The sequence below is a fragment of the Brevundimonas sp. genome, from assembly GCF_052436175.1.
Taxonomy (GTDB): domain Bacteria; phylum Pseudomonadota; class Alphaproteobacteria; order Caulobacterales; family Caulobacteraceae; genus Brevundimonas.
Window position 1 is genome coordinate 1 of record NZ_JBQVNM010000097.1, and the last position, 6,918, is coordinate 6,918.

Sequence of the window (6,918 nt, forward strand, 5' to 3'; positions counted from 1 at the left end):
CCGACCTCTGTGAACTTGGTGGCCTCGACCTTGAGGAAGGGCGACCCGGCCAGACGGGCCAGGCGGCGGGCGATCTCGGTCTTGCCCACGCCCGTGGGGCCGATCATCAGGATGTTCTTGGGCGTCACCTCGTCGCGCAGGTCGGCGGGGACGCGCTTCCTGCGCCAGCGGTTCCTCAGGGCCACGGCGACGGCGCGCTTGGCGTCGTGCTGGCCCACGATGAAGCGGTCGAGTTCGGAGACGATTTCGCGGGGAGACAGGTCGGTCATGACGTCCAGATAGGACGCCTCAACCGCGACCGGAAGACGCAGGCCGGGGCGCGACCTTTTACAGCAGGGCGGCGAACACCAGGGCGACGACCAGAGTATCGAAGGCGCGGAAGGCGAGAGACATGGAAACCGGACCTCGGGCAAGAATCGGGTCCGCCCCTGCAAGCCTCGGGCCAATGCCCGGCCCGGTTCAGATCTCGGTCTTTGTCGCCTTGCCGACCGGGGGGCGACGATCCTTTTCGCCCGCATACTCAGCGCCGAGATAGGTGGAGCGGGCGGCGTCCAGAACCGGAGGGCCGCCCCGCAGGCCGCGCTTCTGTCCGCTCTGGCCCAGCAGCTGGGCGGCGAAGGCGGCCTCGGCCGCAGCGGGCTGAGACGGCTTCTGGGCCGGGGCAGGATCGTGGGTGACCGGCGCCCCGACGGGAACCAGGTCGCGGCCGGCCGAGGCCTCGCCATCGGCCGTTTTAGTCTTGCGACGCGAGGGCGCGCGGCGTTCGGACTTGCGTCGATCGACGAGGCGGCGGTCTTCCTGAACGTCACGGGGGTCGGGCACGGTCGGCGCCGCCCCCGTCTGGCCGGCCGCCCCCACGGGACCGACCGGACGGGTCACGCCTTGTCGCCCTTGCCCTTGGTCGCCAGCCGCTCGATCTGGGCCCGCATCTCCTCCATCTGGGCGCGCATTTCGCTGAGCGGATCGGAGGCCGGGGTCTCGGGCGCGGACGCCGGGGCCTCGGACGGGGCGGCCTCGCCGCCGACGCCGAAGCCGAAGCCCGGGAACATCTTCAGAGCCCGCTCGAACATGGCCATGTTCTGTTTGACCGCCTCTTCCATGAAGGCGCCGCCGGGCGTCGCGCCGAAGGTGCGGCTCATCTGGGTGCGGAACTGCTCCTGCTGGCGCGAGAAGCTCTCGAGCGACATCTCCAGATAGCCGGGCAGGACGCCCTGCATCTGGCCGCCGTAGAAGCCGATCAGCTGGCGCAGGAACTGGACGGGCAGCAGGGCCTCGCCGCGGCTCTCTTCCTCGAAGATGATCTGGGTCAGGATCTGACGGGTCAGCTCCTCGTTCGTGCGGGCGTCGAAGACCACGAAGTCCACGCCCTCGCGCACCATACGGGCCAGATCCTCGAGCGTGACATAGGCGCTGGTCGAGGTGTTGTAGAGCCGCCGGTTGGCGTATTTCTTGATGACGACCACGTCGCCGGGCTTCGCCTTTCCGCCGCTGGCTGCGGCGTTCTGCGGTTGGTCGTCGGCCAAGACCAGTCTCCCTTACTTTCCGTCAGTATTCCGCACTGCGGCGAACGGCGCCAGTGGCTTTGTTGCGCCGCGCCCTGACGGGTGGGTTCAGGCGGCGTGGGGCATGAGCACCACCCCGACCAGGACCGCCGCCCAGTGGAGGCAGGCCCCGGCCACCACGAAGCCGTGCCAGATCGCCCGGCGGAACTTCACCTTCGGACTGATGAAGACGAAGACGCCCGAGGTGTAGATCAGCCCACCCGCCACCAGCAGGCTCAGGGCCAGGGGGTGGACCGTATCCAGCATCGGCTTCAGCGCCACCGCGGCCAGCCAGCCGAACAGGGCGTAGACCACGCTCCAGAACCGGTCCGACAGGCGCGGCGCCACCATCTTGGCCGCCACCCCCGACAGGGCGATGATCCAGACCGTCAGGGTGAAGCCGACCGACCACAGGCCCTCGAACCTCTGGGTCGTGAAGGGGGTGTAGGAGCCCGCGATCATCAGAAAGATCGCCGCCTCGTCCATCCGCCGCAGAACCGGGCGCGCCGGCGACGGCCGGGTGCAGTTGTAGGCCGTCGAACAGGCCAGCATGGCGATCAGGCAGATCGCATAGACCGCCGTGGCGATCGCCAACTTCGGCCCGCCGTAGACGGCTGCGAGGATCGCCATGACGACCCCGCCCGCCGCCGCCAGCGACAGGCCCGTCAGATGCACCCACAGATCGGCCAGGCGCTCGGCGCGGGTCTGGTAGTGCTCGATCATGTCGAGTTCGTCCGGGGTGCAGACGTGGACGAACAGGTTCTTCAGACGCATGGGCCTTCTACCCCTCTGAACGGCGAAGGCGGGATGCCCCGGATCGCCCGATTGGATCCTCACTCCACAGCGACGGCCCTCGGCCGTTCGTTCCCGACATCAGACCAGAAGGAAGTGAGAATCCGGTGAATCCTTGCGGCGTCCTCGAGACCGGCCTAATGTTGCACTGCACACAAAGATGCAGCCCGTTGATGGGCCTTAGGGAGTGAACCGCATGTCCGACGTCGTCATCGTCTCCGCCGCCCGCACTCCGGTCGGCTCCTTCCTGGGCGCCCTGTCCAGCCTTCCGGCCTTCAAACTCGGCGAGATCGCCATCAAGGGCGCTCTGGAACAGGCCGGCGTCGCCCCCGCCGATGTCGATGAGGTCATTCTCGGCCACGTGCTTCAGGCCGCCGCCGGCCAGGGCCCGGCCCGTCAGGCCGCGATGGGCGCCGGGCTGCCGAAGGAGACCCCGGCCTGGAGCATCAACCAGATCTGCGGTTCGGGCCTGCGCGCCGTCGCCCTGGCCTATCAGCAGATCGCCTTGGGCGATGCGAAGATCGTGGTCGCCGGCGGCCAGGAGAGCATGAGCCTCGCCCCCCACGCCGCCCACCTGCGCAACGGCCAGAAGATGGGCGACCTCGCCTTCACCGACACCATGATCAAGGACGGTCTGTGGGACGCGTTCAACGGCTATCACATGGGCCAGACGGCCGAGAACATCGCCGACCAGAACGGGATCAGCCGCGAGGCCCAGGACGCCTTCGCCGTCGCCAGCCAGAACAAGGCCGAGGCCGCCCAGAAGGCCGGCAAGTTCGCCGACGAGATCGTTCCCGTGACCATCTCCGGCCGCAAGGGCGACGTGGTCGTGGATCAGGACGAATACATCCGCCACGGCGCGACGCTGGAGGCCATGGAGAAGCTGAAACCCGCCTTCGTGAAAACCGGCTCGGTCACCGCCGCCAACGCCTCGGGCCTCAACGACGGCGCCGCCGCCCTGGTCCTGATGTCCGCCGATGAGGCGAAGGCGCGTGGGCTGGAGCCCCTGGCCCGCATCGCCTCCTGGGCCACCGCCGGCGTCGACCCGGCCATCATGGGCACGGGCCCGATCCCGGCCTCGAAAAAGGCTCTGGAAAAGGCCGGCTGGACCGTCGCCGATCTCGATCTGGTCGAATCCAACGAGGCCTTCGCCGCCCAGTCCCTGTGCGTGCTCAAGGAGCTGGGCCTCGACCCGGCCAAGGTCAATGTCAACGGCGGCGCCATCGCCATCGGCCACCCCATCGGCGCCTCGGGCGCCCGCATCCTGACCACCCTGCTGCACGAGATGAAGCGGTCGGGCGCGAGGAAGGGCCTCGCCACCCTCTGCATCGGCGGCGGGATGGGCGTGGCGATGTGCGTGGAGCGGTGAGTAGTGATTGGTGAGTAGTGATTAGTGGGTGAGGAGGTGTCAGCCTAGTGGCCTCTTCCACTCACTAGTCACTAATCACTAATCACCCTATTCAATCTCGCAGCAACTCGTTCACGCCCGTCTTCGCCCGGGTCTGGGCGTCCACGCGCTTGACGATGACCGCGCAATACAGCGACGGCCCGCCGTTCGGGTCGGGCAGGCTGCCAGGCACCACAACGCTGTAGGCGGGCACCTCGCCGCGGAAGACCTCGCCGGTCGCCCGGTCCACGATCTTGGTCGACCCCGACAGATAGACGCCCATGGCCAGAACCGCGCCCTCGCGCACGATGACGCCCTCGGCGACCTCGGCGCGGGCCCCGATGAAACAGCCGTCCTCGATGATGGTCGGATTGGCCTGCAGCGGCTCCAGCACCCCGCCGATGCCAGCGCCGCCCGACAGGTGGACGTTCTTGCCGATCTGGGCGCAGGAGCCGACCGTGGCCCAGGCGTCCACCATCGAGCCCTCGTCGACATAGGCGCCGATGTTCACGAAGCTGGGCATCAGGACGACGTTCTTCGCGATGTATGCGCCCTGGCGGACGATCGCTCCGGGCACGGAGCGGAAGCCCGCCGTCTGATAATCGGCCGCCGTCCAGTCGCCGAACTTGTTGGGCACCTTGTCCCAGTAGGGCCCCACGCCCGGGGCATGGCTGGTCGGACCACGATCGCCGGCGCGCATGATCTGGTTGTCGTTCAGGCGGAAGGACAGCAGGACCGCCTTCTTCAGCCATTGGTGGGTGGTCCAGACGCCGTCGGCGCCGCGCGAGGCCACCCGGGCCTGCCCCGAGTCGAGCAGAGCCAGCGCCGTCTCGACGGCGTGGCGCACGTCGCCGTGGGTGGCGGCCGAGACGTTCGCCCGGTCTTCCCAGGCGGCCTCGATGACGGATTCCAGATGCGACAGGTCGGTCATGCGGCTTGGTCCTTGAAGGTCAGGTCGGTCAGGAAGTCGAGCAGGTCGGGGGCGATGTGGTCCACATGGTCGCCGATGGGCTTGCCGTGGCCGTCGCCGATCAGGACCGTGGCCATGCCGAAGGCCTTGGCGGCCTCCAGATTGCGCGGCGTGTCCTCGAACATGACCGCGTCGCGCGGTTCAAAGCCGAACCTGTCGATCATGCGGCGATAGGCGGCGGGCGCAGGCTTGGGCGTCAGGTCGCCGTCCTCGATGGCGAAGACGCCGTCAAAACAGTCGCCGATCCCGATCCGGTCCAGCACCCGGTGCGCATAGCCGCGCGCGCCGTTGGTGAAGACGAACCGGCGGCCCGGCAGGCGCTTCAACTGCTCGGCCAGGCGGGGATTGGGCTCGACCGAATCCAGCGGCACCTGATGCACCACCTCGAGGAAATCCTCGGGATCGATGGTGTAGTTGGCCATCAGACCGGCCAAGGTGGTGCCGTGCTCGTCCAGAAACTGCCGCTGGAGCACTCTTGCCTCGTCCGGCGCCAGACCGACGGCCTCGACCACATAGGCGTTGATCCGGGCCTGAACGAGCGCCATCAGCCCCTGCTCGCGCGGATAGAGGGTGTCGTCCATATCGAACACCCAGACCCTCGCCCTGGAGAGATCGATCAAGACGCCTTCACCAGGGTTCCGGCGCCGAACTCGGTGAACAGTTCCACCAGCATGGCGTGGGACCGGCGTCCATCCAGGATGACGACGGCCTCGACCCCGGCCCGCACCGCCGCCATGGCCGTTTCCAGCTTGGGGATCATGCCCCCGGTGGCCACACCCGTGTCGATCAGGGCCTGGGCCTCGTCGAGCGTCATCTGGCGGATGATCTCGCCGTCCGCGCCCTTCACCCCCGGCACGTCGGTGAGCAGCAGCATGCGTTTGGCGTTCAACGCGCCTGCGACCGCCCCCGCCACCGTGTCGGCGTTGACGTTATAGGTCTGTCCGTCCTCTGCGACCCCGATCGGGGCGATGACCGGAACCCAGTCTTCGGTCTCAGAGGCGATCAGGCCGGCGATCAGCTTGGGATCCACCCTGGTCGGCTCGCCGACGAAGCCCAGATCCACCTCATGTTCGATCATGCTGTCGGGGTCGCGACGGGTGCGCTTGGTCTTCTCGACCGTCAGCAGGCCGGCGTCCTTGCCCGACAGGCCCACGCCGCGCACGTCGGCCTCCTTGCCGGCCATGGTGATCCAGTGGGCGATCTCCTTGTTGACCGCGCCGGACAGGACCATCTCGGCCACCTCCATCGTGGCCGGATCGGTGACGCGCAGGCCGTCGACGAAGTTGGACTTCACCCCCGCCTTGTCCAGCATGGCGCTGAGCTGGGGTCCGCCGCCGTGCACCACGACCGGATTGACGCCCATCAGCTTCAGCAGGACCACGTCGGCGGCGAACTGGCGCGCCACGGCCGTCTCGCCCATGGCGTGGCCGCCGTATTTGATGACCACGGTCTCGCGGTCATAGACCTGGATATAGGGCAGGGCCTCGGCGAGCGTCTTCGCCGTCTCCCAGCTGCGTTCCTCGGACTGGCGTTCTGTCTCTTCCATCACGCGCGGGCTGATAGCGGCGAAGCCTGTCCCTGTCACGGTGAATCCGGGACGACGGGTGCCGCCGTGAAACCGGTGCGGCAGTGGGTCGTTCAAAGTCTATGACCCCACATGACATCGACGATCGCGGCCTGACCGCCCAGGACCCGGCCGATCCGGCGGCCGCCCAGGCACCCGACGCCACCCTCTGCCCCGAATGCGCAGGCGTCGGCACCCTCGCCTCGGGCGAGACCTGCCCTGTGTGCACGGGAACCGGCCGCGCCCTCGGCCGCACAGGCGGAGGCTGATCCCCGTCGCTGAAAATGCGGCCGAACCCGGACGACGACTCGCCCCGTTCGATTTTCTCGTGTAGCTTCAACGTCACGGTCGGGTGTTTCGGGCGATTGAGGCGTCTTTGCGCCTCGACCGCATACGGTAACGCTGGTAAGAGGCCGTGAGGCGGTGAGACCGCCGCATATTCACTTTTGCTGCGGAGGGCTCACACCCATGCGTATGAAGACTTTCATTCTGGCGTCGGGGACCGCTGCTGCGCTGGCGCTTTCCGCCGGTGCTGCGTCGGCGGAGCCGGACGGCTGGTACGGTGCGGTTGACGCCGGCTATCACCACTTCTCGGACCCGCTGAACGCCGAGTCGCAGGTCACGGGCAACAACTGGAACTTCGACGTCAACGACGGCTGGGCCG

The 6,918-nt window shown here is 68.0% G+C and carries 9 protein-coding genes and 1 pseudogene; 3 read left to right on the plus strand and 7 right to left on the minus strand.

Annotation, left to right across the window (positions count from 1 at the left end; genetic code table 11):
• The 4 genes from ACT6QK_RS14450 to trhA form a co-directional block, all read right to left on the minus strand.
• A partial coding sequence (locus ACT6QK_RS14450) for an AAA family ATPase (RefSeq protein ID WP_444598525.1) occupies window positions 1-269 on the minus strand: 269 nt, incomplete at its 3' end.
• Between the two features lie 190 nt (window positions 270-459).
• Entirely contained in the window at window positions 460-879 is a 420-nt protein-coding gene (locus tag ACT6QK_RS14455) for a hypothetical protein (RefSeq protein ID WP_444598526.1), read from the minus strand.
• Window positions 876-1,523, minus strand: coding sequence for a polyhydroxyalkanoate synthesis repressor PhaR (phaR, locus tag ACT6QK_RS14460; protein ID WP_444598527.1), 648 nt, complete (start codon window positions 1,521-1,523; stop codon window positions 876-878). The genes ACT6QK_RS14455 and phaR overlap by 4 nt, the downstream gene beginning before the upstream one ends.
• An 87-nt stretch (window positions 1,524-1,610) precedes the next feature.
• Window positions 1,611-2,315 (minus strand): PAQR family membrane homeostasis protein TrhA, encoded by a 705-nt coding sequence (gene trhA, locus ACT6QK_RS14465; protein ID WP_444598528.1) that lies wholly within the window; start codon window positions 2,313-2,315, stop codon window positions 1,611-1,613.
• 214 nt (window positions 2,316-2,529) lie between these two features.
• Here trhA and ACT6QK_RS14470 point away from each other — a divergent pair, with 214 nt between their 5' ends.
• The gene (locus ACT6QK_RS14470) at window positions 2,530-3,702 is read left to right on the plus strand and encodes an acetyl-CoA C-acetyltransferase (protein ID WP_444598529.1); all 1,173 of its coding nucleotides are present in this window, start codon (window positions 2,530-2,532) and stop codon (window positions 3,700-3,702) included.
• A 91-nt stretch (window positions 3,703-3,793) separates the two neighbouring features.
• Here ACT6QK_RS14470 and dapD read toward each other — a convergent pair whose 3' ends face one another.
• The 3 genes from dapD to argB are packed head-to-tail and all read right to left on the minus strand — an operon-like array spanning window position 3,794 to window position 6,236.
• Entirely contained in the window at window positions 3,794-4,651 is an 858-nt protein-coding gene (dapD, locus tag ACT6QK_RS14475) for a 2,3,4,5-tetrahydropyridine-2,6-dicarboxylate N-succinyltransferase (protein ID WP_444598530.1), read from the minus strand.
• Window positions 4,648-5,310 (minus strand): pyrimidine 5'-nucleotidase, encoded by a 663-nt coding sequence (locus ACT6QK_RS14480; RefSeq protein WP_444598531.1) that lies wholly within the window; start codon window positions 5,308-5,310, stop codon window positions 4,648-4,650. The genes dapD and ACT6QK_RS14480 overlap by 4 nt, the downstream gene beginning before the upstream one ends.
• Window positions 5,307-6,236 carry an acetylglutamate kinase gene (gene argB / locus ACT6QK_RS14485; protein ID WP_444598532.1) on the minus strand — a complete coding sequence of 310 codons (930 nt, stop codon included), beginning with the start codon at window positions 6,234-6,236 and terminating at the stop codon, window positions 5,307-5,309. The genes ACT6QK_RS14480 and argB overlap by 4 nt, the downstream gene beginning before the upstream one ends.
• Window positions 6,237-6,337: 101 nt before the next feature.
• Between argB and ACT6QK_RS14490 the strand changes: the two genes are divergently transcribed.
• Window positions 6,338-6,523, plus strand: a complete 186-nt coding sequence (locus tag ACT6QK_RS14490; protein WP_444598533.1) for a hypothetical protein — start codon at window positions 6,338-6,340, stop codon at window positions 6,521-6,523.
• 199 nt (window positions 6,524-6,722) lie between these two features.
• Window positions 6,723-6,918: pseudogene (locus ACT6QK_RS14495) on the plus strand (cell envelope biogenesis protein OmpA); the annotation flags it as partial.